At 69.1% G+C, this 24,711-nt stretch carries 19 protein-coding genes and 2 tRNA genes; 12 read left to right on the forward strand and 9 right to left on the reverse strand.

Features of this window, described 5'->3' with window-relative positions; all coding sequences use genetic code 11:
* Nucleotides 1-2: 2 nt before the first annotated feature.
* The 5 genes from N0B31_RS09270 (at nucleotide 3) to N0B31_RS09290 (ending at nucleotide 6,783) form a co-directional block, all read left to right on the forward strand.
* Nucleotides 3-2,000: a type II/IV secretion system ATPase subunit gene (locus N0B31_RS09270; protein ID WP_260643581.1), complete on the forward strand. Its 1,998-nt coding sequence runs from the start codon at nucleotides 3-5 to the stop codon at nucleotides 1,998-2,000.
* Nucleotides 1,997-4,039, forward strand: a complete 2,043-nt coding sequence (locus tag N0B31_RS09275; protein ID WP_260643582.1) for a type II secretion system F family protein — start codon at nucleotides 1,997-1,999, stop codon at nucleotides 4,037-4,039. The genes N0B31_RS09270 and N0B31_RS09275 overlap by 4 nt, the downstream gene beginning before the upstream one ends.
* A 155-nt stretch (nucleotides 4,040-4,194) precedes the next feature.
* On the forward strand, nucleotides 4,195-5,826 hold the full coding sequence (locus N0B31_RS09280) for an Ig-like domain-containing protein (protein ID WP_260643583.1): 1,632 nt from the start codon (nucleotides 4,195-4,197) through the stop codon (nucleotides 5,824-5,826).
* A 110-nt stretch (nucleotides 5,827-5,936) separates the two neighbouring features.
* A complete protein-coding gene (locus N0B31_RS09285) occupies nucleotides 5,937-6,287 on the forward strand; it encodes an ArsR/SmtB family transcription factor (protein WP_260643584.1) in 351 nt (116 codons plus the stop codon).
* Nucleotides 6,288-6,492: 205 nt separating this feature from the next.
* A complete protein-coding gene (locus tag N0B31_RS09290) occupies nucleotides 6,493-6,783 on the forward strand; it encodes a DUF7521 family protein (RefSeq protein ID WP_260643585.1) in 291 nt (96 codons plus the stop codon).
* Between the two features lie 137 nt (nucleotides 6,784-6,920).
* On the opposite strand, the gene N0B31_RS09295 is transcribed toward N0B31_RS09290, so the two are convergent.
* Nucleotides 6,921-8,984, reverse strand: coding sequence for a PGF-CTERM sorting domain-containing protein (locus tag N0B31_RS09295; RefSeq protein ID WP_260643586.1), 2,064 nt, complete (start codon nucleotides 8,982-8,984; stop codon nucleotides 6,921-6,923).
* A 145-nt stretch (nucleotides 8,985-9,129) separates the two neighbouring features.
* Nucleotides 9,130-9,603: a YbhB/YbcL family Raf kinase inhibitor-like protein gene (locus N0B31_RS09300; protein WP_260643587.1), complete on the reverse strand. Its 474-nt coding sequence runs from the start codon at nucleotides 9,601-9,603 to the stop codon at nucleotides 9,130-9,132.
* Between the two features lie 124 nt (nucleotides 9,604-9,727).
* Between N0B31_RS09300 and N0B31_RS09305 the strand changes: the two genes are divergently transcribed.
* On the forward strand, nucleotides 9,728-10,681 hold the full coding sequence (locus N0B31_RS09305) for a choice-of-anchor W domain-containing protein (protein WP_260643588.1): 954 nt from the start codon (nucleotides 9,728-9,730) through the stop codon (nucleotides 10,679-10,681).
* 147 nt (nucleotides 10,682-10,828) lie between these two features.
* Here N0B31_RS09305 and N0B31_RS09310 read toward each other — a convergent pair.
* A tRNA-Pro gene (locus N0B31_RS09310) sits at nucleotides 10,829-10,899 on the reverse strand.
* 125 nt (nucleotides 10,900-11,024) lie between these two features.
* On the opposite strand from N0B31_RS09310, the gene N0B31_RS09315 reads away from it, so the two are divergent.
* Nucleotides 11,025-11,906 carry a mechanosensitive ion channel family protein gene (locus N0B31_RS09315; RefSeq protein WP_260643589.1) on the forward strand — a complete coding sequence of 294 codons (882 nt, stop codon included), beginning with the start codon at nucleotides 11,025-11,027 and terminating at the stop codon, nucleotides 11,904-11,906.
* A 48-nt stretch (nucleotides 11,907-11,954) separates the two neighbouring features.
* Here the strand turns inward: N0B31_RS09315 and N0B31_RS09320 are convergent, their stop codons facing one another.
* From N0B31_RS09320 to N0B31_RS09340, 5 genes are all read right to left on the reverse strand, one after another.
* On the reverse strand, nucleotides 11,955-12,860 hold the full coding sequence (locus N0B31_RS09320; protein ID WP_260643590.1) for an RNA-guided pseudouridylation complex pseudouridine synthase subunit Cbf5: 906 nt from the start codon (nucleotides 12,858-12,860) through the stop codon (nucleotides 11,955-11,957).
* Nucleotides 12,861-12,863: 3 nt separating this feature from the next.
* On the reverse strand, nucleotides 12,864-13,439 hold the full coding sequence (gene cmk / locus N0B31_RS09325; RefSeq protein ID WP_260643591.1) for a (d)CMP kinase: 576 nt from the start codon (nucleotides 13,437-13,439) through the stop codon (nucleotides 12,864-12,866).
* 383 nt (nucleotides 13,440-13,822) lie between these two features.
* Nucleotides 13,823-15,571, reverse strand: a complete 1,749-nt coding sequence (locus N0B31_RS09330; RefSeq protein WP_260643592.1) for an alkaline phosphatase D family protein — start codon at nucleotides 15,569-15,571, stop codon at nucleotides 13,823-13,825.
* Between the two features lie 56 nt (nucleotides 15,572-15,627).
* Nucleotides 15,628-17,655 carry a PAS domain S-box protein gene (locus N0B31_RS09335; protein WP_260643593.1) on the reverse strand — a complete coding sequence of 676 codons (2,028 nt, stop codon included), beginning with the start codon at nucleotides 17,653-17,655 and terminating at the stop codon, nucleotides 15,628-15,630.
* A gap of 250 nt (nucleotides 17,656-17,905) precedes the next feature.
* Nucleotides 17,906-17,978 (reverse strand) — tRNA-His (locus tag N0B31_RS09340).
* A gap of 120 nt (nucleotides 17,979-18,098) precedes the next feature.
* Between N0B31_RS09340 and N0B31_RS09345 the strand changes: the two genes are divergently transcribed.
* The gene (locus N0B31_RS09345; protein WP_260643594.1) at nucleotides 18,099-18,551 is read left to right on the forward strand and encodes a DUF5814 domain-containing protein; all 453 of its coding nucleotides are present in this window, start codon (nucleotides 18,099-18,101) and stop codon (nucleotides 18,549-18,551) included.
* Between the two features lie 15 nt (nucleotides 18,552-18,566).
* Here the strand turns inward: N0B31_RS09345 and N0B31_RS09350 are convergent, their stop codons facing one another.
* Complete coding sequence (locus N0B31_RS09350) at nucleotides 18,567-18,983, reverse strand: DUF8146 domain-containing protein (RefSeq protein ID WP_260643595.1); 417 nt, start codon at nucleotides 18,981-18,983, stop codon at nucleotides 18,567-18,569.
* Between the two features lie 139 nt (nucleotides 18,984-19,122).
* Here N0B31_RS09350 and hutU point away from each other — a divergent pair, with 139 nt between their 5' ends.
* Genes hutU through hutH form a run of 4 tightly spaced genes read left to right on the forward strand, consistent with a single transcriptional unit; the run spans nucleotide 19,123 to nucleotide 24,695 of the window.
* Nucleotides 19,123-20,880: a urocanate hydratase gene (gene hutU, locus N0B31_RS09355; protein ID WP_260643596.1), complete on the forward strand. Its 1,758-nt coding sequence runs from the start codon at nucleotides 19,123-19,125 to the stop codon at nucleotides 20,878-20,880.
* Nucleotides 20,877-21,866, forward strand: a complete 990-nt coding sequence (hutG, locus tag N0B31_RS09360) for a formimidoylglutamase (RefSeq protein ID WP_260643597.1) — start codon at nucleotides 20,877-20,879, stop codon at nucleotides 21,864-21,866. Before hutU ends, hutG begins: the two co-directional genes overlap by 4 nt.
* Nucleotides 21,863-23,089: an imidazolonepropionase gene (gene hutI, locus N0B31_RS09365; protein ID WP_260643598.1), complete on the forward strand. Its 1,227-nt coding sequence runs from the start codon at nucleotides 21,863-21,865 to the stop codon at nucleotides 23,087-23,089. The genes hutG and hutI overlap by 4 nt, the downstream gene beginning before the upstream one ends.
* Entirely contained in the window at nucleotides 23,082-24,695 is a 1,614-nt protein-coding gene (gene hutH / locus N0B31_RS09370) for a histidine ammonia-lyase (RefSeq protein ID WP_260643599.1), read from the forward strand. Before hutI ends, hutH begins: the two co-directional genes overlap by 8 nt.
* Nucleotides 24,696-24,711 lie beyond the last annotated feature (16 nt).

The raw sequence follows: 24,711 nt of genomic DNA on the forward strand, positions 1-24,711 counted from the left end.
TGATGCACGAGACCAAGACGTTCCCGAACCACGGTGGGGCAGAGCTGCGGCCGGCGGTTCGGCGCGTCGAGACGGAGCCGTCGGAGGTGACGACGGACCCCGTCGAGGGGGTGGGACCCACGCTGCCGCCGGAGGCTGTCGTCGTGCTCGACGAGGTGGTCGAGTACTTCGAGAGCGCCGCGACCGCGATGGCAGAGCGGCCATCGCCCGAGTTCGTCCGCTCGCACTTCTTCGACTTCGAGTACCTCGAGCGCTTCCACGAGGTCGAGCGCTACTGGGTCAACGAGCCGTACGCGTACGTCAGCATCCTCTTCGACGAAGAGAACCGCGAGTACCGCTACCACGTCGTCGAGCCGACGCTCGACCTGTTCGAGCAGTACGTCCGTGCCGACCTCGTCACCCTGCTGCGCAACTCGCTGATGTACCTCGAGGTGGACCCCGGGGAGGATCGCGAGGCGGTGTTCTTCGAGCGGGTACAGGAACTCATCGACCGGCACGCCGCGACCGTCGACGAGGGCACCCTCCACAAGGTGCTCTACTACCTCGAACGGGACTTCCTGAACTACGGTCCCATCGACGCCATCATGCGGGACCGGAACATCGAGGACATCTCCTGTGACGGCGAGGAGGTCCCCGTCTTCGTCTACCACCGCGAGTACCGCGACCTGAAGACGAACGTCGTGTTCGGCGGCCAGCGACTCAACTCGTTCACGGTCCAGCTCGCCCAGCGCGCGGGGCAGTCCATCTCGGTCTCGGACCCACTGCTGGACGCCTCGCTCCCGGACGGCTCCCGACTCCAGCTCACGCTCGGGGGCGACGTCTCCACGCGGGGGTCGAACTTCACCATCCGGAAGTTCGCCGACATCCCGTTCACGCCGGTCGACCTCGTCGAGTGGAACACCTTCAGCGTGGACCAGATGGCGTACTTCTGGCTGGCCATCGAGAACAACAAGTCGCTCATCTTCGCGGGCGGCACGGGGTCCGGCAAGACCACCTCGATGAACGCGGTGTCGTTCTTCGTCCCGCCGTCCTCGAAGGTGGTCTCCATCGAGGACACCCGCGAGATCGACCTCCCCCACGAGAACTGGGTCCAGTCGGTCACCCGCGAGTCCGCCACCGCCGACGGCCGCGGCGAGGTGTCGATGTACAACCTCCTGCAGGCCGCGCTCCGCCAGCGCCCCGAGTACCTCATCGTCGGTGAGATCCGGACGGAACCGCGGGTCGCCCTGACGTTCTTCCAGGCGATGGGCACGGGCCACACGGCCTACACGACGCTCCACGCCGACAGCGTGGAGACGGCCCTCTCGCGCCTGCAGAACCCGCCGCTCAGCGTGCCGACCCAGATGCTGCAGGACCTCGATATCGTCAACATCCAGAAACAGACGTTCATCGGCGAACGCCGGGTCCGCCGGAACGCCGTCGTCGCCGAGCTGGGTGTGGACGAACACGACATCGACCGCATCCGCCACGACGAGGTGTTCCGCTGGGACGCCGCGAGCGACACCCACGAGCGCGTGGGCGAGTCCCGCGTCCTCGCGGAGATCGCCACCGAACGTGGCTGGGACGACGCCGAGCTCGAGCGGCAACTGGAAGCTCGCCGGACGGTCCTCGAGTTCCTCATCCAGAACGACGTGACCGACTACGAGACGGTCGGTGCCACCGTCCACCTGTTCGCCCGCGACCCCGACTCGGTCCTCGCGGCCATCGACGACGGCCGGCTGGCGGCAGACGAGACCGACCTGCTCGGGACGACCACCGACGACGCCGACGCGACGCCCGACGCCGGGGTCGAGGTCCCCGACCCCAGCGAGTTCGAGACGTGGGAGGCGGTGGTGGCCGCCGCGGAGGCGGACCACGACGCGGCCGGCGAGACCGACGCCGACACCCCCGACGACCAGCGTGCGGAGGCCGACGGAGGCGACCCGGCCGACGACGAGGCGTTCTCGTTCGGAGCGAGCGAGGGTGCGGACGACCACGACGACGGGGGTGAGGGTCGGTGAGCGGCTCCAGCGAGGAGTACCTGCTCGACGGCCCGCACCCGGAGTACGGGCTGGCGCAACTGCGCCGCGAGAGCCCCATCTCCGAGGACGAGAAGGCCCGGATGCGCGCCGAGTACGGCCACGTCCGAACCTACTTCAAGCTCCACCCGGAGCGCTACGCGAAGGTCCAGCGCTCGCTCAACCAGGGGCGCTTCGGCGTCACCTACGACGAGTACCTCGCGCGGACCCTGGTGTTCACCATCGTGGCCAGCGTCGTGGGGTCCGTCCTCGGTGGCGTGCTGGCGTACGTGCTCGCCGACGTGGGCGTCCTCGCGACGATGCAGAACCCCCTCGACGTCAGGGGCGGCTTCGTGAACTGGGTGGGTGCCAACCGCACCCTGTTCGCCGTCTTCGCGCTGACGTTCCTCGGCGGCGGCCTGGTCGCCGCGAGCGTCTGGTTCGGCCGGTACTACTACCCGTCCGTGGTGGTCTCCTCCCGGCGACAGAACATCGACGTGACGCTCCCACACGCCATCGTCTACATGTACGCGCTCAGCCACGGCGGCATGGGCCTCCACGAGGTGATGACCTCGCTGGCGAACTCGCGTGACACGTACGGCGAGGTGGCGAACGAGTTCGAGGCCATCGTCAACGACATCGAGCTGTTCGGCACGGACCTGTACACGGCCCTGCAGAACGCGCGCAACACCACCCCGTCTCGCAACATGGAGCAGTTCCTCGACGACCTGCTCGCGGCGCTCGACTCCGGTGGTGACGTCACCGCCTTCTTCGAGGAGGAGGCCGACACCTACCTCCGCGAGGCCGAGGAGGCCCAGGAGGACTTCCTCGAGACGCTGGCGATGCTGGCCGAGGTGTTCGTCGTGGCGTTCGTCGCCGCGCCGCTGTTCCTCATCGTGGTGCTGGTCGTCATCAGCATCATGGGTGGCAGCACGCTCAGCCAGCTCTCGCTGCTCGTCTACCTCGTGCTCCCGGTCGCCATGGTGGCGTTCCTCGTCGTGGTGGACGTGCTGGGCGAGCCGTTCGAGCAGCCCGACGCGGAGCTGACCCACGGGACCCTCGAGGAGGACGCGGTCACGGGTGCCGACCTCGCCGACGACGAGCGGTTCACTCCATACGACCGCAACGCCCTGCGCGTCCGCGTCGAGGACCTGCTGCGCGACCCGACGGCGGTCCTGCTGGACCAGCCGTTCACCTCGCTGGTGCTGACGGTGCCGCTCGCGCTCGGTGCCCTCGTGGCCATGGTCGCCGCCGGCTTCGTCGAGCCGTCGATGGAGGCCCTGATGGCCCGGCCCATCGCCACGACGACGGCGCTGTTCGTCGCTCCGCTCCTCGTCGTCCTGACACCGCTGACGGTGTTCTACGAGCTGAAGCGGATGCGCGAGATCGAGATCGCCCGCCGGTTCCCCGACACGCTGAACATCCTGTCGTCGGCGAACAAGATGGGTATCCCGCTGGTCGACGGCCTGGACCTCGTCTCGCGCTGGTCCGAGGGCGTCGTCGCCAAGGAGCTCCGCGTGGTCCGCAACGACATCGAGTGGAACCACGACGTGACCGGCGCGCTGCTGAAGTTCGGCGACCGCATCCGCGTCCCGCAGCTCTCGCGGACGATGAAGCTACTGGCCGAGGGCATCCGGTCGTCGGGTGACCTGTCGCGGGTCCTCTCCATCGCGGCCGAGGACACCCGCAACCGCGAGAAACTCGAGCGGACCCGCCGCCGCGAACTCGGCTCGTACATCGCCGTGGTGGTCATCGGGTTCCTCGTCTTCCTGCTGGTCATCGTCCTGCTGGAGGCGAGCTTCCTGACCCCGCTGGCGGGGCTTGAGGACACCAACCCGGCCCCGGCGGGCGCGGACGTGCCCATCGGGTTCAGCAGCGTCCCCGTGGAGACCTACCGACTGATGTTCTTCCACGCGGCGCTCGTCCAGGCGCTCGGCTCCGGCCTGCTGGCCGGAAAACTGAGCGACAACGACACGATGTCCGGCCTGAAGTACGGGCTGGCGCTCGTGCTGATCGCGATGGCCGCGTTCGCCTTCGTCTGAGCGCGGTCGACCGACACCCGCCGGCCCCGTCCTGACCTCGATTCTCCGACGTTCGCCCGACCGAGAGTGTCTTTTCTCCAGTACGCCGTCGTCTTCGTTGCGGCTTGCCCTGCGCCAATAGAAGCCCTATCGACCGGGAGATACACATACGATACATGATAACTCCCACGACCGAACGAGGGCTCTCGGAGGTCCTTGGGGCGATTCTGATGTTCGCGCTCGTGTTCGCCGTCCTCGTCATCGTCCAGGTGTGGGCGGTGCCAGCAGCGAACGCGCAGATAGAGGTCGAACACAACGAGGGGCTCGAGGCCGACTACGGGGAGTTTGGTGAGACGCTCGACCGTGTCGCCGCGCTCGGGTCCAGCGAGACGGTGAACCTCGACGCGGGGGTCCGGTATCCCTCGCGACTGTTCCTCATCAACCCACCACCATCTAGTTACACCTTCTCGTCCAGTGAGGTCTTCGACGACGGCGTAACGATCAGCAACATCCAGACGACGACCATCGACCCCGAATCTGACGAGTACCTGACCGGGGTCCGAGGTGGCGTTCTGAGCTACGACACGCAGTCCTACACCCTCAGTACGGACTACGCACAATACCAGAATTCGCCCACCTACCGAATCGAAGGCGGAGTGATGTACCAGCAGTTCGAGAACGGTGCCGTCTCGTTCATCGACGAAGGGGGGGTGGTTGACGGACAGCAGATCAACATCGTCCTGTTCGAGGGAGACGTCTCGACGGGTGGGACCGAGTCACTCTCGCTCCAGACGAGCGCCGTGAGCAGTGTGAGCCGCCCTATCACCGTGGACGACACGGGAACGCCCATCGAGTTGACGCTCCCGACAGAACTCGACCAGACCGCCTGGGACGAACTGGTCGATGGCCAGACCAACGTCGACACCGTCGTCGTCGATGAGACTCTCGGCACGGTCACGATTACGCTTGACCCCGGCGTCACGTACGACCTGCGTATCACGAAGATACGTCTGAGTGACGACGACACCTCGTCCACGGCCGCCTACCTTACGGCCGCCTCCGGGACGGATATCTCGCTCTCTGGCGACGCGACCAGCCTCTCTGTGGAGGTCCGGGACGAATTCAACAACCCCCGCAGCGGCACTCCCGTCACCTTCGAGGTCGTCTCGGGAACTGGCGTGTTCACCAACACGGCCACGGACACGGTCACGGTCGACTCGAACCAGCGCGGAGTCGCAACGGCTCGGTTTGAGCCGGACGACGACACTGTCGTCCGGGCCAGCATCGGGAGTGGTGATGCAGAGCGCGTCGATTTCACTGTCGACGTGCTCTCGACTATCGTCGTCAACGGGACCGACTCGTCGAACTTCATCAACCCCGCCACCAACGTGGTGCTAATCGACTCCGAGGAGGTCGGCAATGGGAACAAACTCGGTCACTTCCGACTCGAGCTGCAGAACCGTGGTGGATCGGACAAGACCATCAGTGAGGCTCGGATCAACTTCGTGGCCGGCGCGAAGCCCGGTGGCGATTCCTCCTCGTTCACCGCACGTCTGAGCAACTCGTCCACCTTCGACACCAGTTCGACCGCCGACCGGATGATCATCGGCCGCGAACTGGTCGAGTACGACATCGACGTTCCGGTCGACGGAGCGACAGACGAGGACACGACGAACGTCTACGTGAAGTTCTACCGGAACGCCGACGCAACCGAGGCCTGGGAACCGAACAACACGGACATCATCTTCGTCCTGAGCGTCGTCTACAATGACGGCACGCAGGCGACGTACTTCGTCGGGAGCAACTGAGGCGGCGGGACACGGTCCAGCAGCGTCTCGCCGGAACCACCGGCCCGCGTGGCGGTGCGAAGGATGACTCAGGAGAAAACACTTTCACGTTCGGGCGGAACGCTATCTACGTGGCAGAAGAGCGTCCCATCGAGGAGATACTCAACACCATCGGCGACGAGCACGCGCGGACGGTGCTCGCGGCCATCAGCCGGGAGCCGCGCGCCGCGAAGGAGCTCTCCGAGGAGGTCGGCCTCTCGTTGCCGACCATCTACCGTCGACTCGAGTTACTGCAGGAGCACGACCTCATCAAGCAGCGGACGGCCATCGCCGACGACGGCAACCACTTCAAGATGTACGAGTGCAACTTCGACAGCACCGTCATCTCGCTGCAGGACGACGAGTACAAGGTCCGCATCTACCGGCGTGAGAACCTGCCGGACCGGTTCTCGCAGCTGTGGGACGAACTCGGTACCGACTAGAGACCAAACTGTTCCCGTCGGGTTCGCGCCCGCGGCGCGAACCGCTCCGGCAAAACGTTGGATCCGAAAGGCGCCGCTCGCTGACGCTCGCGGCGGGTGAGCGCACTCTCTCGACAACACCGCCCCGCAGCCGCACCACTCGCGCACCGCCCACCACACGACTCCCCCGGACAGTTTATAATCCGCCGGGACCCGTCACAACGAAATGGTCGACGTCCTGCAGATCGTACTCGTCTTCATGCGGTTGGTCCTGTTCGGCCTCTCGCTCGGCCTGACCGTCATCAGTTTCCAGGCGTACACCCAGCAACAGTCCGACCGACTCCAGTACGCGTTCATCGGGTTCGCGTTCATCTCGATGGGTATCGCGGTGACGAACCTCACCACGCAGTTGAGCGTCGCCGGCGACGTGGGGGCGGAACTCGCGTACTTCCAGATCGCCGAGACGGTGCCGTTCATCGTCGGCTTCGCGATGATCTACGTCTCGCTCTACCGATGAGTCGAGCGTCGCGAGGCGACGCTGGGGGTGAGCGAGCGTACAACGTGGACGGACAGGAGCCGGCGCTGCGTCGGGGGTAGTCGGGCGGGCGGCACGGCACACCGCGAAGAGAAGTCGGTCGGGAGGTCGGTTCTACGTCACTCGCGCCGGACGGCGAGCAGCGCGGCCGCGAGCAGGGCGACCAGCGCGACGCCGACACCGAAGCCGGCCCCGTCGCCGCTGGAGCCGCCGGGGGTCTGCTGGTCGTCGCCGGAGCCACCGTCGTCACCGGAGCCGCCGGCCGGGGAGGCCGTCGGCGTCGGCGTCAGCCCGAGGTAGTTCCGGGCACGGTCGCGGTCCATCTCCGGGAACGAGCGGTCCCACGTCCCGGGCATGTGGACGGTGGTGTTCTCGTCGACCACCGAGAGGGCGCGGACGTCCTCCTCGCTCGCGTCGCTGGAGACGGCCCCGCGGACGGAGACGTAGGAGTTCGTCGTGTTGCCCTCGGTACGGCCCACGACCTCGGTGACGGTCAGGCCGTCACCCTGCGCCACCGCGACCACGTCGCGGAGCGCGGCGAGGTTGTCGAACTTCGCGCCGGCCTCGATGCGGAGTTCACCGTTCGAGAACGTCACGTCGGTCTTGGCCCGCTGGAACTCGGCGGCCTCGAACGCGCGGAGGTAGCGGCGCACCTCCTCGGTGTCGGTCTCCTCGGTCGCCGAGGCGTTGAGGCTCTGCTCGAACTGGCTGATGGCCTGTCCGACGATGTCCTCCTGTTCGAGCGTGAACTCCCCGTCGAGCGCGATCTGCTCACCCTCGGTGCCGCCCGAGAGCGAGTAGGTGAGCGAGCCGAACGGGACGTCACGGCTCTCGAGTTCCTCGACGTAGGCGGCCCAGTTCTCGGACCGGGACTGCGCCTGGAGGTTCAGCGTCGTCGTCTCGGTGCTGGACTCCACGGTGGTCGAGAGCGAGTAGGTCCGGACGAGGTTCGCGGCCCGCTGGGCCTCGAGCTGGGTCCGGGCCTGGTCTAGCTGCTCGGTCTGGACGGCGAACTCGCTGGAGTTGACCGAGTCGGCCACGTCGAGACCCGCCTCGAGGGCCGTGTCGTAGTTCTCGATGTCGAGGTTGTACGAACCGGTCACGGCGCCGGTCTCGGTCTGCTCGAACGCGGCGCTGACCTCGTTGACCTGCAGTTCGGTGACGCGCTGGGCGATGTCGGTCGCCTCGGCCTGCGTGAGGTTCACGTCCTCGGTGCTGGCGAGCTGGAAGGCGAGCTGCTGGGACAGGCCCTGCTCGACGTCCGTGTACTCGACGGTGTACTCGATGTCGAGGCGGCCCGAGTCGTCCTCGTTCCGGGAGAACTCGTAGGACTCGAGCGTGATGTCGGCGCTCCCACCCAGCGACTGGGCGATGGCGGCGTACTGCGCGTTCAGCGTCTGCTCGGCCCGAGCCGAGGTGTTCCACCGGTCGACGGTGAACGAGGAGATGCGGTAGTCCTGCGCGGCGTCGATGGTGTAGTCGCCGTCCGACTCGGTGACGGTGAACGACTGTGACTGTGCCGGCCCGAGCGCCGTCTGGAGGCTGGCGTCGAGCGACCCGGTCGAGGTGAACGTGCTGGGGCCGACCTCGGCCTGCACGTCGACCTGCGCGTTCTGCAGGAGGCTGGCGGTGCCGGCCTCCTCGTTCGGGACGACGATTTCTGTGCTCGCGTCGAAGCGGGCGTCCTCACGAGTGCGGACCCCCTCGACGTCGAGCGTCATCGACTGGATGGCGTCCGGGCGGGGCGTCACGAGCGACCCGGTGCCGTTCAGACGACCCGTGGTGAGCAGCGCGTGGAACTCACCCTCGGTGGCGTTGGCCGCGTCGGGAGCGGCCGTCGTGGAGTTGGCCGTCACGAGGCTGTAGAACAGCCCCTCGCCGACCGCGAGGCCGTACTCGATGTTCGACTCGCTAGCGGGGGCCTCGGCGCCGGTCGGAGCCTCCGTCTCGGAGGTCGTGTTGCCCTCGTACCGGAGCACGAGGTTCCCCTCACCGTCGACCCACACCTCCGTGGCGGGGTCGAGCGTGGCGTTCTCGGTGGGGTCCTCCTCCTGCTGGAGGCTGGGTGCGGCGGGCGCGTCGGCGTCGGTGAGCGCGGCGGCCGACCCGAACCCGACACCGGCGAACCCGGCGCTCAGGACGAGGAGCGTCGCGAGGAGGACGGCACGGAGCTGGCGACTCACGGTGAGTCACCCGGCCGGGTGGTGTTCGGAGGGCAGTGCTGCGGGGGACCCGCGGCGTCTGGCACAGACATACACGGCCCGATTCCGGCCAGCGCTATATAAATCCTTCAGGGTTGCCGAAACGTTACCGCCGGCCGGCACTCTCTCACGGCGCGTACCGCCCACGGAGCGTCGCCGTCTCGAGGACGTGGCCGCCCACGGCGTCCTCCAGTTCCTCCTTGGTCGCGCTCGGTGAGAGTCCCAGCGTCGTGTCGAGTGCGTACGCCCGGAACAGGTAGGTGTGCTCTCGGTCCGGTGGGTTCGGGCCGCCGTAGCCACGCTCGCCGTAGTCGTTGGTCCCCGCCTGCCCACCGGCCGACGCCGGGTCCCAGTCCTCGGGGATGTCGAGACGCGTGTCCGTCTCGGCCGGGGCGACGTTCCAGACGACCCAGTGGTCCCACACCTTCCCCGCAGGCGCCACCGCGTCGGGGTCCTCCACCACGAACGCGAGGGAGACCGTCTCGGGGGTCACCCCCTCGACGACGAGGGGAGGGTTCACGTTCCGCTCGTGGTAGCCGTACTGGCGTGGGATCACGCCTCCGTCCTCGAACGCCGGACTTCGAAGCTCGAACTCGGACATCCTATCACCCGGGGAACGTTGACCGAGCCACGTCAAAAACGTCTCGGCGGCCCGAGTGGTCGGGAGTGTCCCCACGACAGGTGTGAACCGGGGGTTTTTGTACAGCTATCCCGACCTTCGAACGATGATGGGAGTGGGACCTTCGGGGGGGAGCGAGAGCCGTCGGGCCGTCTCGCCGGTGATCGGTGTCGTACTGCTGGTGGCGGTGACGACGATACTCGGCTCGCTGGTCGGGGCGTACTCGTTCGGGCTTATCGACGGCATCGTCGGGGAGGCGGCGCCACAGGCGACCTTCTCCGTGGAGCAGGAGGCCGGGCAGATGAACGTCACGCACACCTCTGGCGAGCCGATTCCGGCCGGTGAGTTCTACGTCGTCGGCGGGGGACTTGCCGAGCAGCGGTGGGCGGCGGCCGGCGGCGAGACGACCGACGGGACCGTGCAGGCCGGCGACAGCCTCGAACTCTCGCCGACGAGCAGCGACGACCCGGTCCGACTGGTGTGGCGGGCGGAGCGCGGTGACCGGTCGGCCGTGCTTCGGACCATCCCCGTCGAGAGCACCGGGCCCGCGGCGTTCGCCGGGTCGGTGAGGACCGGCACCGGGTTCGGTGACCAGCAGTTCGCGGACCAGTCGTACACGTGGACAGGGCGGGCCCGGTACGGTGAGATTGGCAACTGGGAACTGAAGGTCGGCGACTCGCTCTCCGGAGGTGCGCAGGCCGGCCGGACGTGGACGAGTGGCGCGACGGAGTCGTTCGAGCTGACCTACGATGGGAGTGGGACGGCGACGTTGACTGTCGGCGGGACGACCATCTCCGACAGTGTCTCAGTCCCGCAGGGTGACGCCGTCGCCATCACCGTGCGAGCCCCGTCGAGGGGGTCCGCGACGGCGAAGAACGTCAGGATCGGCGGCGCAGTGCCCGCGACGGACAGCGTGACCGCCGCCGACGGGGACAAGCAGTACATCGTCGTCGAGAGCGTCGGCACCTCGGACGGGTTCACCATCACCGGCGAGATGGTGTTCACGTGGACGGGGACGACGGGCAAGGAGGACCCGGGGATGTACATCGACGTGGACTGACGCGTTCGGAGTCACGAGCGAGACCACTGGGGGACGTTCGAGAACGAAACGGCCGTGGACTCGCTGCGCTCGTCCACGGAATCACGAAACGAGGTACGCGAACGCCGTGGCACGACGCCGTCGCGCCACGAGGTCCGAAACGAGTGACGGGACCGCCGTGAATCGAACACGGTTCATGCGGACCCCATCCGCATAGGATGCCACTACCCCACGGTCCCTCGCATTCGAGAGTGTGGCCGTCCCCGTAGTAAGGGTGTCGCTTCGGGTCTGTCCCATCACCGCCCCCGATTTTCTCACCATCCGACCCGTCAGACCTATAGAACGTCCGTGAGTCCGGTCTGGCATGTTGCCGTTACAGCTGTTCGGACCGGGCGGGGTACTCGACCAACTGGTCGCGGGGGCGGGCCGCTTCGTGGCGCAGGCCATCACGTTCCTGTTGACCGCGGCCGTCGTCTACGTCGTGGGGCGGATCGTCGTCCTCCCGCTCGTGAGCCGGGCGCTCCGTGCGCGGAACGTCGAACCGACGCTGGCGAAACCCGCACGGAAGGCCACCCTCGCGCTCGTCGTCTTCGCCGCGTTCGCGGTGGCGTTCGCCGTCGCCGGGTTCGGCAACCTGCTCACGTCGCTGGCGACCATCGCCGCGGCGCTCACGCTGGCCATCGGGTTCGCCTCCCAGGATATCATCGGGAACCTCGTCAGCGGCGTGTTCCTCATCAGCGACCCGAAACTGAAGATCGGCGACTGGGTCGAGTGGGACGGGAACGCGGGCGTCATCGAGGACATCTCCTTCCGCGTGAGCCGGGTGCGGACGTTCAACAACGAACTCATCACGGTGCCGAACTCGGAGTTGGCGAACACGGCGGTGACGAACCCGGTGGCGAAGGACACGCTCCGCATCCCGTTCACCTTCGGTGTGGGGTACGACGACGACCTCGACCACGCCAAGGCAGTCATCGTGGAGGAGGCGGAGCAGCACGACGAGATCCTGGACGAGCCCGCGCCCTCCGTCCGGGTGACGGAACTCGCGGACTCCTACGTCGGCATCCAGTCGCGTTTCTGGGTCGAGGACCCGGCACGCTCCGACTTCGTCCGCGTGAAGAGCGAGTACGTCCAGGCCGTCAAGGAGCGGTGTGACGCCGAGGCCATCGACATGCCCTACCCCTACTCGGAGCTCACGGGGAGCATCGAGGTGGAGCGCGTGGGGGCGACGCCGGCGAACGACTAAAGGGTCCGCGTCGTGCCAACCGCGGACGCCTGCGCGGCGCCCGGGTTCTCAGACGAGGACGCGCTCCAGTTCGAGCACCGTCCCCGACTCGGCGTCGGGGTCGCCCACCCGCCGGCCGAGACAGACCGCGGCCCCGTTCGGGGTGTAGCCGGCGACGAGCGCGCCCGCCTCGCACTCTTCACAGTCGAGGACGCCGGGGGCGTACACCGGCGCACCGTCGGCCACCTCGCGGGCGGCGCTCTCGGCCATCGTCAGTCGCGGGAGGTGCGAGAGCGCGCGTTCGGCCGGCGCGACACACTCGCGGAGGGACGACTCGTCGACCTCCGCGTCGCCCACGTCCTCGGCGTCGACGACGCCGGCCCACACCAGCGCGTCGCGCAGGTCGTGGAGCGTCACGAGAGCCGTGTCGTCGAAGGTCCCGGTCCGGACCCGGCGGAGGTCACCCATGTGCGCGCCCGTCCCGAGCGCGAGGCCGATGTCGTGACACAGTTTCCGGACGTAGGTGCCCGACTCACACTCGACGTGCAGGAGCGCCCGTCGCGCCTCGAGTTCGAGGGCGTCGAGCGTGTAGATGGTCCGGGCGCGCAGACGACGGGTGACAGCGGACTTCCGCGGCGGCTTCTGGTAGACTGGACCCTCGAACTCCGCGACGACGGACTCGAAGTCGGCGGGTGCCGGCCCGTGGAGTTCCAGCACCGTGACGTACCCCTTGCGCGCGTCGTCGAACACCTGTGCGGCGCGGGTGGCGTCGCCGAGCAGGATGGGGAGACAGCCGGTCACCTTCGGGTCCAGCGTCCCGGAGTGGGCCGCCCGTTCCTGACCGGTCACGTCGCGGACCCACGCGGCGACCTGGTGGGCCGAGGGGCCGGGGGGTTTATCGAGGTTCACCACGCCGAACGAGAGCAGCTCGTCGACGGAGCGCTCGTCGGGCGGCCCACGGAGCGCTCCCGACATGGGTCAGAAGTCGTAGTCGACCTTGACGGGGGTCTTGCCCTCGTCCTCCTCGGGGTTGTACGCCTCGATGATGGTGACGATGGCGGAGACGACCCCCTCGGGGTCCAGCCGGGCCGTGTTCAGGACGAGGTCGTAGATGGAGAGGTCCTCGATGTCGATGCCGTAGTAGGCCTCGTAGCGCGTGGCCTCGCTCTCGGCGCGGGCACGGGTCTCCTCGCGAGCCACGTCGACGGACTTCTCCTCGCGCTCGGAGATACGTCGGGCGCGAATCTCGAGGGGGGCGTCGAGCCAGATACGGAAGTCGGCGTGTTCGCCCGCCATCCAGCCCGCGAGCCGCGACTCGAGGACGAGGTCGTCGTTCTCGGCGGCGGTGGTCCGGAGCCGTCGGTCGAGGTCGAGGTCGATGCTCTCGTCGGTCTCGGCCTCCTGGTTGAGTTCGAGTGGCGTCAGCCCACGGTCGGCGGCGAGTTCACGGAAGATATCACCGCCACTGACGTGGTCGTACCCGAGCGCCGTGGCGAGCGCCGCCGCAGCGGTGCTCTTGCCACTCCCGGCGGGGCCCGAGATGGTAACCAACATGTTCTCTCTCCGAGGGTGACGTTCAAAGAGGTTGCCCTTCGCCGAACCCGAGCGAGCGGCTGTCACGCACACCGACGGCCACGTCCCGAGGTGACGACCGCCGACCCGCGAGCCCGCTCACCCCGGCGGCGGGTCGTGGAGTGCGGACTCGACGGCGAAGCTCCCACACTCCGGGCAACTATGATACTGTACCTCGAACCGGCGCTCGCACCCGTGACACACGTACCCATCCGTGTCTCCCCTCCCTCCCTCGGTGCGCGCACCGCCTGTCAGTGCCCGAAGGCGGTGGAACGGCCTCATCTTCCCACTCGGACCACTCCGGCGGGGGTCAAGAATGTTCGTGTCGGATGCACTGTATACGAACGAAAGAAGATGTCGGCTGCTCAGCGGTCCCTGAACGCCGCGGTCACGTCCACCAGTTCCGTCTCGCCCTCCGGCACCCGGAACGCACTGACCACGGACCGGTCCGCGTCGGGCGAGTCGACGTGCTTGTCGACGCTGTAGGCGACGAACGTGCAGGCCTCCTCGGTGAACTCCGCGACCGAGTAGCCCCAGCGGTGCCCGTCGAAGTGCTCGACGTGTGGATTCATCAGTTCGACGAGACCGGAGACGAGCGGTGCGGTGAGTCGGGTGGCGAGCGGACCGGTCAGGCCCACCGCCTCCGCGGGGTTCACGGACGTGACCGCGGGCGTCATGAACTCCACGCCCAGCCGTTCGGGTTCGGGCGCGTGCCGCCCGAACAGCCAGTCCCGGTAGCCAGCCTGCTTGTACGCCGCGACGTAACAGTGCATGTCGCCGGTGATGGTGACGAAGTTCTCCAGCCCGAGGGTCTGCACCCGCTCCTCGATGGCCCGGCGCTCGCGCGTGTAGCCGTCCCACCCCATCTGGACGGGGTAGAGCGTCGCCCGCCCGGCGCCGAGCTTGAACGGCACCGTCAGCACCTCGTCGGTCCACACCGTCCACGTCGCGTCGTTCTCGAACTGCTCGAACAACCACGCTCGCTGGTCCGGCCCGAGCATCGACCGGTCCGGCGGTTCGCGGTCCGGGTCGACCGCCCGCCGGGTCGGGATCGCATCGCGCGGCGGGTCACGGAACAGTCGCTCGTCGGTCAGGACGAGTCGGACCAAGTCGCCGAACTCGAACGACCGCCACAGCCGGAAGCGGTCCTGCAGGCGGTCGGCGGCCGGGTCGTACTCGACGCGGGCGGGCATGTACTCCCACCACGCGTGCATCCCGTCGGCCACCAGCCGGGTCATGAACGTCGGGTCGTCGCCACGCGGGTGGTCGCCACGCGGCGCGTCGGTGGCGTCGTTCCAGTGCAGGTCGTTGGCGAACTCGTGGTCGTCCCACCCGGCGACGAGCGTGTGCGATTCGAGCGCCTCCTGCAGGAACGCGTCCGAGCGGTAGACGCGGTAGAGGTAGCGGTAGTCCGCCAGTCTCTGCACCCGGTCGGCACCGCTCGGGAGGTCCTTCACCCGGTCGTGGTAGGTCCGACTCCCGACGCCTTTGAAGTGACCGCTGTCGGACTCGTAGATGGCGTCGCCGACGTGGACGATGAAGTCCACGTCCGCCTCGGCGATGTGGTGGAACGCCCCGTAGTAGCCGTTGAGGTAGTTCTGACAGGCGACGACGGCGAACCGGACCGACTCGGGGTCGGTCGGGAGCGTCCGGCAGGTCCCCACGGGCGACGCCGAGCCGTCGTGGACGAACCGGTAGCGATACGCCTCGCCGGGGGCGAGGTGGCCGTCGAGGTCCACCTTCAGCGTGTGGTCGTGGGCCTCGACCCGCTCCGGGTCGGTGACCGACCCGCGGTAGACCACGTCGTCGAACCCGTCGTCGTGGGCGACCTCGACGCCGACCGGGCAGTCCGGGTCGTACTGCTCGGGGTCGATTCGCGTCCAGAGGATGACCCCCGCCGTCGTGGGACCGCCGGAGGCCACCGACTGCGGGAACGTCTCGCGGTCGGCCACCTCGTCCACCCGGAAGTCCTCGGTCGACGCCTCGGGGGTGAGCGCGAACGCGATGTCGTGACTGTCGAGTTCCGAGAGCAACCCCACGTGGTCGTCCGAGGGCGTGAGCGCGGCCGGTTCGTCGTCCCCGTCGTGGGCCGACGCCGGCGCCAACTGGTCCATCGGCGACGGCTACGCCGGCCGTCCGTTTGAGTGTTCAGGCCGAGACGGTGCGGTACTCAGTCGTCGAGCCCGATGGCCGAGGGGGTCGGTTCGCCCGCCTCGACCGCCCGCTGGGTCGCGGTCCGCAACCCGACCTCGAGGGTCGTCCCCTCGCCTTCGGGGTCGACCACCTCGAGTTCACCGCCGATGCCCGTGACGATCCAGTTGGCGAGCCAGAGGCCCAGTCCCGTCCCGTGTTCGAGCGGCGTCTCCGAGCGGCCGTCGAGGACCGCCCGCTCGTTGGAGGCCAGCCCCGGTCCCTCGTCCGAGACCCGGACGGTGACCCCGTCGTCGTCCGTCGCGACCACGACGCGCACCGTCGAGGCCGCCCCGGCGTGCTGGGCGGCGTTCTCGACGACCTCGAACAGGGCACGCTCCAGCCGGTCGGTGCCGAGCACCGGCGGAACCGACTCCGCGGCGGTGCGAACCGCGATGTCGGCCTCGGGGTACTGCTCGCGGACCCGGTCGACCACGGACTCGGCCACCGTCACCGGGTCACGCTCGGCGGGGTCGCCGGGGTCGTCGGCGACCTGCTCGAGCGTCCGGGCCTTCTCGCTGAGCGCGACGAGTTCCTCTGCCGTCTCGGCGATGGTCTCCCCGGACTCGGCGACGGGGCCGTCGTACTCCGACGCGAGCAACGCCGCGTGCCCCCGGACCACGGTCATGTCGTTGCGCAGGTTGTGCCGAAGGACCCGGTTCAGGACCGAGACGAGCGTCTCCCGCCGCTTGCGCTCGGTCACGTCCCGCTGGAAGCCGACGAAGTGAGTCACGTCGCCGTCCGCGTCGTGGACCGGCGTGACCGTCACCTCGTTCCAGAACGGCGTCCCGTCGGCCCGGTAGTTCAGCACCTCCTGCTGGACCGGCTCGCCAGCCTCGATGGCCTCGCCGAGCGCCGCGGTGGTCCCCCCGTTCGTCCGCTCGCCCTGCAAGAGCCGGCAGTCACGGCCGATGACCGCCTCCCGGTCGTACCCCGTCAGCCGAGTGAACTCCGGGTTGGCGTACACGAGCGGGTCCTCGGCTTCGCCCGCCTCGGCGATGGTGATGCCGACCTGTGCCTCCTCGATGGCCCGGTCCTTCAGCCGGAGTTCACGCTGGCGCTCGCGGCGCTCGGTCACGTCGCGGAACACCGCCTGCACGTACTGCCCGTCGTCGAGCGTGACGTGACTCGCGCTCACCTCGACGGGGATGGCTGAGCCGTCGCGGTGTCGGACCCGCAGGGGCGAGCCGTCCGGGTGGCTGTCGACGGGTCCGTCGGCCGCCACCAGCCGGTCCACGAGTCGGTCGCCCACGTCGTCGTCGTCCGGCGCCACGCCGACGACCAGTTCCCGCCACGCGGTGCTCACCAGGTCCCGCTCGGCGTAGCCGGTCAGGTCCGCCGCGGCCGCGTTCGCCTCCGCCAGTTCCTCGGTGTCGGTGTCGACCAGCACGATGGCGTCGGGCGCCGTCTCGACCAGCGACTCGTACTTCCGCTCCGACCGTTCGAGTCGGCGCTCTCGCGTGTCGATGGCCTCGCGGTGCTCGTCGAGTCGGTCCTCGTAGCGCGCCGAGGCGAGTTCCCGCTCGACGGAGCGAGCCACCAGTTCCGCGAACGACCGCTCGGCCTCGGTGAACGACCGGGAACGGGCGTCCCGGTCGACGAAACAGAGCGTCCCGAACGTCTCCTCCCCGAGAGTGAGTTCCACCCCGAGGTAACACCCGACGCCGTGTTCGGCGTAGCGGTCCTCCCACCCCGGCTCGGCCGGGACGTCCGACATCGCCAGCGGCGATTCCCGCTCCAGCGTCACCCGACAGTAACTCGTCGCGAGGGCCGACACCTCCCCCTCGGTGACGACGCCGTCCGCGTCCCCGGTGCTCAGGTACACCTCCCGCCGGTCACGGTCGCGGTCGATGCGGGCGACGTGGCCGTTCTCGACGCCGAGGTACTCGCGGCCGACCTCGAGCGCGGCGACCACACGCTCCGAGAGCGTGACCGACTCCTCGGCCAGTACCTGGTACAGTCGGCGTCGATACTGTGATGCGTCGCTGGTGTCGGTGTCGACGGTCATGGGGGTTGTGGAGGGCGAAACCGGTCGTTGGCTGGCGGTTTCCAGTTCGTTTATTCCAACGTCTCGCAGACACGAAAACGTGTTGGCCGACCGGGGGGGGACGACGGTCGTCGCCGAGGGGTCCGCGAACCGGCGGACCGGGAAACGTGGTGGACGTCGGAGGGCTGTTCCAGTCGCGCTGCGGTCGTGCGAGACGAAGGTGACGTGGCCGGGGAACTCCCCAGCCGAGCCGTGTGAGAAAGTTGGTGTAGTCCAGGTGCGAGAATCGAACCCGCGTCTCAGCCTCCACAAGGCTGAAGGATAGTCCACTACCCCAACCCGGACATGCAACCTCACCTAGTCCGATGCGACGGATATAGATTTCGCTCCGGTGCCGGTTCGTCACGGCCTCGCACGTCGCATCCGGGGGGCTTTTGTCCGCGAGCGGCCAACGCCGCGTAACAGTGGCCATCACGGACAAGATCTACGTGAAGAACCACCGGCAGTTGGCCTCGCAGCTGGAGACCAACTTCCCCAAGAGTGCCTTCTCCGGCGCCACGCTGGACCTCCTCTTTCGCGGCGAGAACCTCGCCAAACTCGACGACGCCACGCAGGAGCGGGTGCTCGACTTCGCCACGGACTTCATGGACTGTGACTGCCAGTCCAACCCCCACTGCGGACACCCGCAGGAGAAGTTCATCCGCTACCTGCTGGAGTTGCGCGAACAGGGCCTCGGCCCGGACGCCATCGTCGACGTGATGGGACAGGACTACATGCTGTACGCGTACCCTGGCGACGTGCTGGGCTTCCTCGACGACGCGGTCCGGACGCTCGAGGCGGTGGAGGAACTCGCGGAGGTGGACGGGCGGCAGGAGGCGGCCGACGAGGCGCGGGAGAAGAAACGGCGGCTGACCTGACCCGGGTCGAGCCGGTCAGCCCAGACGGAACGGCTGGTCCTCGGCGTCCTCGTCGTCGAGGTCGTCGAGCATGATTATCTCCTCGTCCTCCTGTTCGTCGAGGCGCTGGCTGAGCCGGGTGACGTAGCGCTTGTACTCGTCGAGTTGCTCGCGGAGGTGTTCGGCCTCGAGTTCGAGTCGCTCGTGTTCGCGGACGAACGACTTGGGCACCTCCACCTTCGGCGGGAACGATTCGGCGGGTGACGAGGCGCTCGCCTCGTTCAGCTCGTGCTTGGGGACGACCTGGACCTGGCCATCGTGGGCAACGAGCATATCCACGTAGTCGCGGAACACCGCCGAGAGCGAGATGTCCCGCTCCTCGGCTATCTCCCGCAGGGTCTCGAAGGCGTCCTCGTTGACCCGGAAGGAGATGGTCTTGTTCTTGTTGCCCATATCACGTCTGTTTTCCAGTTACTGCTACTTAACCGTTCGTCAGACGCTCGCACGCCAGCAGCCGACCCGTCTCCCCGCGCCGCGCGGCTGCCCGCCGCCTGCACAAGCAATATTTGCCGTGACGTTCCAAGGGACGTAGATGAGCCACCCCGACGCGGAGCCACGACCCGAGAACCGAATCGGCGAACCGAGCGAGGAGTGGCGGCGATACCAGGGGTCGCCGACCGGAACGGACCTCGAGTGTCGAGGCTGGCGACAGGAGGCCGCGCTCCGACTCCTGAACAACAACCTCGACCCCGAGGTGGCCGAGAAACCCGAGGAGCTCGTGGTCTACGGCGGCACCGGCCGCGCGGCCCGGTCGTGGGACGCCTACGACGCCATCCTCCGCGAGTTGCGCGAACTCGGCGACGAGGAGACCCTGCTCGTCCAGTCGGGCAAGCCCGTCGGGCGGTTCCGGACCCACGAGCGTGCCCCTCGCGTCCTCATCGCCAACTCCAACCTCGTCGGGAAGTGGGACGACTGGGAGCACTTCCACGAACTCGAGGCCGAGGGCCTGTTGATGTACGGCCAGATGACTGCCGGGTCGTGGGCCTACATCGGAACGCAGGGCATCCTCCAGGGGACCTACGAGACGCTCGCCGAGGCGGGTCGTCAGCACTTCCCGGACCGCGAGGGGTTGGCAGGCACCGTCACCGTCACCGCCGGCCTCGGTGGGATGGGCGGTGCCCAGCCGCTCGCGGTGACGATGAACGGCGGGGTCTGCATCGCCGCGGAGGTCGACGAGCGCCGTATCGACCGGCGCATCGAGACGGGCTACTGTATGGACCGGGCACCGGACCTCGAGACGGCCATCGAGCGCGCGGAGGCGGCGGCCGAGGCGGGCGACCCCTACAGCGTCGCGGTCCACCAGAACGCCGCGGACTTCCTCGAGGCGATGCTGGACCGGGGGTTCGTCCCGGACCTCCTGACCGACCAGACGAGCGCCCACGACGAACTCGAGGGGTACTACCCCTCGGGCTACACGGTCGCCGAGGCCGACGACCTCCGCGAGTCGGACCCCGAGGCCTACGTCGAGGCCAGTCTCGACACGATGGCCCGACACGTCCGCGCGATGCTCGCCCTGCAGGACCGGGGCGCCGTCACGTTCGAGTACGGCAACAACATCCGCGGACAGGTCGAGGAGTACCGCGGCGTGGAGGAGGCCTTCGACTTCCCCGGCTTCGTCCCGGCGTACGTCCGCCCGCTGTTCTGTCGCGGGAAGGGGCCGTTCCGCTGGCTCGCGCTCTCGGGCGAGCCGGCCGACATCCACCGGACGGACGAGGCCATCCGCGAGCTGTTCCCCGAGGACGAGGCCCTGCTGCGCTGGATCGACCTCGCCGCGGAGCAGGTCCAGTTCCAGGGCCTCCCGAGTCGCGTCTGCTGGCTCGGCTACCGGACCGACGAGGAGGGCCTGACCGAGCGGGCACGGTTCGCCCTGCGCATCAACGACCTCGTCCGCGAGGGGGAGATATCCGCACCCATCGTCGTCACGCGCGACCACCTCGACGCCGGGAGCGTCGCGTCACCGAACCGCGAGACAGAGGCGATGCGCGACGGGAGCGACGCCGTCGCGGACTGGCCCATCCTGAACGCTCTGCTGAACTGCGCGGCGGGTGCGGACATCGTGAGCGTCCACGACGGCGGCGGGGTCGGCATCGGGAACTCGCTCCACGCGAACAACCACGTCGTCCTCGACGGCACCGACCTCGCCGCCGAGAAGGCACGTGCCGTGTTCACCACGGACCCCGGCATGGGCGTGATCCGTCACGCGGACGCGGGCTACGAGGACGCCATCGACGAGGCCGAGCGCTCGGGCGTCCACATCCCGATGCGCCGAGAGGAGGGAGACGACGCATGAGCGGCCTCACCAGCGCCCCGAGGTGGCGGAGCCCCTCGCGCGACCCGAACGACGAGACGTTCGGCGATGTCGTCGAACCGGTCGAGGACGTCCGGAGCGAGGGGGGCGAGTACGACGCAGTCCTCGTCGGTGAACCGTTCGACCGCGGCGTCGTCGGGCGGAAGGGAGCGGCGCAGGCGCCACACGCCATCCGGCAGGCGCTCGCCGGCGTCAAGACCCACCACTTGGGCGGTCACGGCGTCGGCACCGTCGGGGACGCGGGTGACGCGTTCGTCGCCGTCGACTCCGGCGACGACCTCCCCGAGACGACCCGTGACCTGCAGCGACACCTCCGCGTGGTCGCCGGCTACCTCCACGAGGCGGAGACGTTCCCGGTCTTCCTCGGCGGCGACAACTCGCTCACCTACGCCAACTGTCTCCCCCTGCTGGGCGAGGGGTCGCTGGGCGTGGTGAACCTCGACGCACATCTCGACGTGCGCGAGCGGCACGAGGACGCCACCAGCGGCACCCCCTACCGCCAGCTGTTCGCGGCGGGACTGGACGCCTACGCCTGCGTCGGTGCCCGGCACTTCGAGACCTCGGGCCACTACGCCGAGTACGTCGAGAACCGTGGTGGCGTCGTCGTGACGAGCGACGAGGTGGGACAGGACGTGGCGAGCGCGGCCGAACGCGCCCTCGAAGCGATGCGGGACGTCGACCGTATCTACCTCAGCCTCGACGTGGACGTGCTGGACGCGACGGCCGCACCGGGTGTCAGCGCGCCCACGCCGGGCGGCATCACCACCCGCGAGTGCTTCGGATTGCTCTCGACGCTCGCCCGCGAGGAGCGACTCGCCGGCTTCGAGGTGGTCGAGTGTGCCCCGCCGCTTGACAGGGAGGGCCGGACCGTCGACGCCGCTGCACGGGCCGTCGCGCACGTCCTCGCCGGCCGGCAGGCGGGAATCGCCGAGCGAGCGGCGGCCGGCGAGGGGGAGACGGCCCGATGAGTCCGACGCTAGACGCGGTTGTCCACGACGCCGCGGAGGTGTTCGTCGGTCCGAACGACGACGGGACCGGACCAGAGACGGTCGAGGACGGCGCCGTCGCCATCGCGGACGGCCGCGTCGTCGCCGTCGGCCCCACCGACGCGGTGACCCGCGAACACCCACCCGAGAACGCCGTCGCGGCCGTCGACGCGAGCGGCGGGACCGTCCTGCCGGGGTTCGTCGACAGCCACACCCACGCGCTGTTCGCAGGCGACCGCTCGGACGAGTTCGCCGCGAAACTCCGGGGGGCCACGTACGCCGACATCCTCGCGGAGGGGGGCGGCATCCTCCGCACCGTCCGCGCGGTCAGGGAGGCGAGCGACGAGGCGCTCCTCAGGGGGCTGCTGGACCGACTCGACACGGTGCTCGCCACGGGCACGACGACGCTGGAGGTGAAGTCGGGCTACGGCCTCGACACCGAGACGGAGCTCCGGATGCTCGCGGTACTGGCCGCGGCCGACGCCCGCCACCCGGTCGACGTGGTGCCCACGTTCATGGGCGCCCACGCGGTGCCCGAGAGCGACGAGACCGACGCGTACGTCGAGGCCGTGGTCACGGAGCAGCTCCCGGCCGTCGCCGAGCAGGGCGTCGCCGAGTTCTGCGACGTGTTCTGCGAGGAGGGCGTCTTCTCCGTCGCGCAGTCGCGGCGAATCCTCGAGGCGGGGGTGGAACACGGCCTCGTGCCGAAGGTCCACGCCGAGGAACTCACCCACCAGGGCGGGGCGGCGCTCGCGGCCGAACTCGGCGCGGTCAGCGCCGACCACCTGCTCCACGCGACCCGCGAGGACGCCCGCGTGCTGGCCGAGACGGACGTGACGGCCGTGCTCCTCCCCGGCACGGCGTTCTCGCTCGGCGCCGAGTACGCCGACCCCGCGCGGTTCCGGGAGGCGGGCGCGACGGTCGCCGTCGCCAGCGACTTCAATCCGAACTGCTACGCGCCGTCGATGCCGTTCGCGGTGACGCTGGCCTGCGTCGGGATGGGGATGGCGCCGGACGAGGCCGTCCTCGCGGCCACCAACGGCGGGGCGAGCGCGCTCGACCGAGCCGACCGCGGGACGCTCCGCGAGGGCGCGCTCGGGGACTGTGTCGTCCTCGCCGCACCTTCGCACGTCCACGTCCCCTACCGGTTCGGTGACACGCCGGTCGCCGCCGTTCTCAAGGAGGGGGTGGTCGTCCGTGACTGAGGTGGTGCTGGACGGCGAGTCCCTCACGGTGGCGGCGGTGGTCGCCGTCGCCCGCGAGGACGCCACTGTGGCGGTGAGCGACGCGGCACGCGAGCGGGTCCGTGCGGCCCGCGACCGAGTTGAGGCCGTCCTCGATACCGACGAGCCGGTCTACGGGCTGAACACGGGGTTCGGCGACCTCGTCGACACGCGCATCCCGCGCGAGCGGGTCGCCGACCTCCAGACGAACCTCGTCCGCAGCCACGCGGCCGGCACCGGCCCAGAACTCCCCCGCGAGGCCGTCCGGGCGCTCCTGCTGACCCGCGTGAACGCGCTCGTGAAGGGCTACTCCGGCGTCCGCGAGGTGGTCGTCGACCACCTCGTAACCTTGCTGAACGAGCGGGTCCACCCCGTCGTGCCCTCCCGTGGGAGTCTCGGTGCGAGCGGCGACCTCGCGCCACTGGCACACGTCGCGCGCCTCCTGCTCGGCGAGGGCGCGGCCGACGTGGAGGGCGCCAGCGACGGCGAGTGGGTCCCCGAGCGCCTCCCCGGCGACGAGGCACTCGCCACAGCTGGGCTCGAACCGCTCGGCCTCCGGGCGAAGGAGGGCCTCGCGCTGGTCAACGGGACCCAGCTCACGCTCGGGCTGGCCGCGCTGCTGGTCCACGACGCCGAGCGACTCTGCCGGGCCGCCGACGCCGCCGGCGCACTCACGACGGAGGTGACGATGGGGTCGACCGTCCCCGTCGAGGACGCCATCCAGCGGGTCCGACCCCACGCCGGGCAGGCCGCGAGCGCCCGCGCCGTCCGCCGGCTCTGTGCCGGCTCCGAGGTCGTGGAGTCACACCGCAACTGCGACCGGGTGCAGGACGCCTACTCCATCCGGTGTCTCCCGCAGGTCCACGGCGCCGTGAGGGACGCGGTAGCCCACCTCCGCGCGGCCGTCGAGACGGAACTGAACAGCGCCACGGACAACCCCCTCGTCTTCCCGGCCGGCGACATCTCCCGCCACACCTCGGGGACCGACGCGGCGGACGTGGTCTCCGGCGGCAACTTCCACGGCGAGGTGCTCGCCCTGCGTCTCGACTACGTCCGGAGCGCGCTGACCGAACTCGCCGCCATCGCCGAGCGCCGCGTCGACCGCCTGCTGAACCCACACGTTCAGGAAGCGCACCTGCCGCCGTACCTCACCCCCGAGAGCGGTCTGGAGTCGGGGCTGATGATCGCTCAGTACACCGCCGCGTCCTGTCTCGCGGAGTGTCGGAGCGTCTCGACACCGGCCACGGACACGACGCCCGTCTCCGGCGGACAGGAGGACCACGTCAGCATGTCGGCGACGAGCGCCCACGCCACGCGGCGGACCCTCGGTTGGGCACGCACCGTCGTCGGCGTCGAACTGCTCTGTGCGGCGCAGGCCGCCGAGTTCGTCGAGGAGGGACTCGCGCACGGCGACGGGACGGCGGCCGTCTACGACGCGGTCCGCGAGGTGGTGCCGCCGCTCGACGGCGACCGGTCGCTCGCAGGTGACATCGACGCCTGCGACGCGCTGGTGGCGAACGGGGCCCTCGACGCCGCCGTCGCCGAGGCGCTCGGCTCGGCGTCGCTCGCGTGGGACCAGGACCGCTGAAAATCGGTTATCGGGC

Source organism: Salinirubellus salinus (assembly GCF_025231485.1).
GTDB lineage: Archaea > Halobacteriota > Halobacteria > Halobacteriales > Haloarculaceae > Salinirubellus > Salinirubellus salinus.

Excerpts from the sequence above, each read along its gene's own strand:
- N0B31_RS09270 (WP_260643581.1), top strand. The coding sequence starts at position 3 with ATGCACGAGACCAAGACGTTCCCGAACCACGGTGGGGCAGAGCTGCGG.
- N0B31_RS09280 (WP_260643583.1), top strand. The coding sequence starts at position 4,195 with ATGATAACTCCCACGACCGAACGAGGGCTCTCGGAGGTCCTTGGGGCG.
- N0B31_RS09290 (WP_260643585.1), top strand. The coding sequence starts at position 6,493 with ATGGTCGACGTCCTGCAGATCGTACTCGTCTTCATGCGGTTGGTCCTG.
- N0B31_RS09300 (WP_260643587.1), bottom strand. The coding sequence starts at position 9,603 with ATGTCCGAGTTCGAGCTTCGAAGTCCGGCGTTCGAGGACGGAGGCGTG.
- N0B31_RS09305 (WP_260643588.1), top strand. The coding sequence starts at position 9,728 with ATGATGGGAGTGGGACCTTCGGGGGGGAGCGAGAGCCGTCGGGCCGTC.
- N0B31_RS09315 (WP_260643589.1), top strand. The coding sequence starts at position 11,025 with ATGTTGCCGTTACAGCTGTTCGGACCGGGCGGGGTACTCGACCAACTG.
- N0B31_RS09320 (WP_260643590.1), bottom strand. The coding sequence starts at position 12,860 with ATGTCGGGAGCGCTCCGTGGGCCGCCCGACGAGCGCTCCGTCGACGAG.
- cmk (WP_260643591.1), bottom strand. The coding sequence starts at position 13,439 with ATGTTGGTTACCATCTCGGGCCCCGCCGGGAGTGGCAAGAGCACCGCT.
- N0B31_RS09330 (WP_260643592.1), bottom strand. The coding sequence starts at position 15,571 with ATGGACCAGTTGGCGCCGGCGTCGGCCCACGACGGGGACGACGAACCG.
- N0B31_RS09335 (WP_260643593.1), bottom strand. The coding sequence starts at position 17,655 with ATGACCGTCGACACCGACACCAGCGACGCATCACAGTATCGACGCCGA.
- N0B31_RS09350 (WP_260643595.1), bottom strand. The coding sequence starts at position 18,983 with ATGGGCAACAAGAACAAGACCATCTCCTTCCGGGTCAACGAGGACGCC.
- hutU (WP_260643596.1), top strand. The coding sequence starts at position 19,123 with ATGAGCCACCCCGACGCGGAGCCACGACCCGAGAACCGAATCGGCGAA.
- hutG (WP_260643597.1), top strand. The coding sequence starts at position 20,877 with ATGAGCGGCCTCACCAGCGCCCCGAGGTGGCGGAGCCCCTCGCGCGAC.
- hutI (WP_260643598.1), top strand. The coding sequence starts at position 21,863 with ATGAGTCCGACGCTAGACGCGGTTGTCCACGACGCCGCGGAGGTGTTC.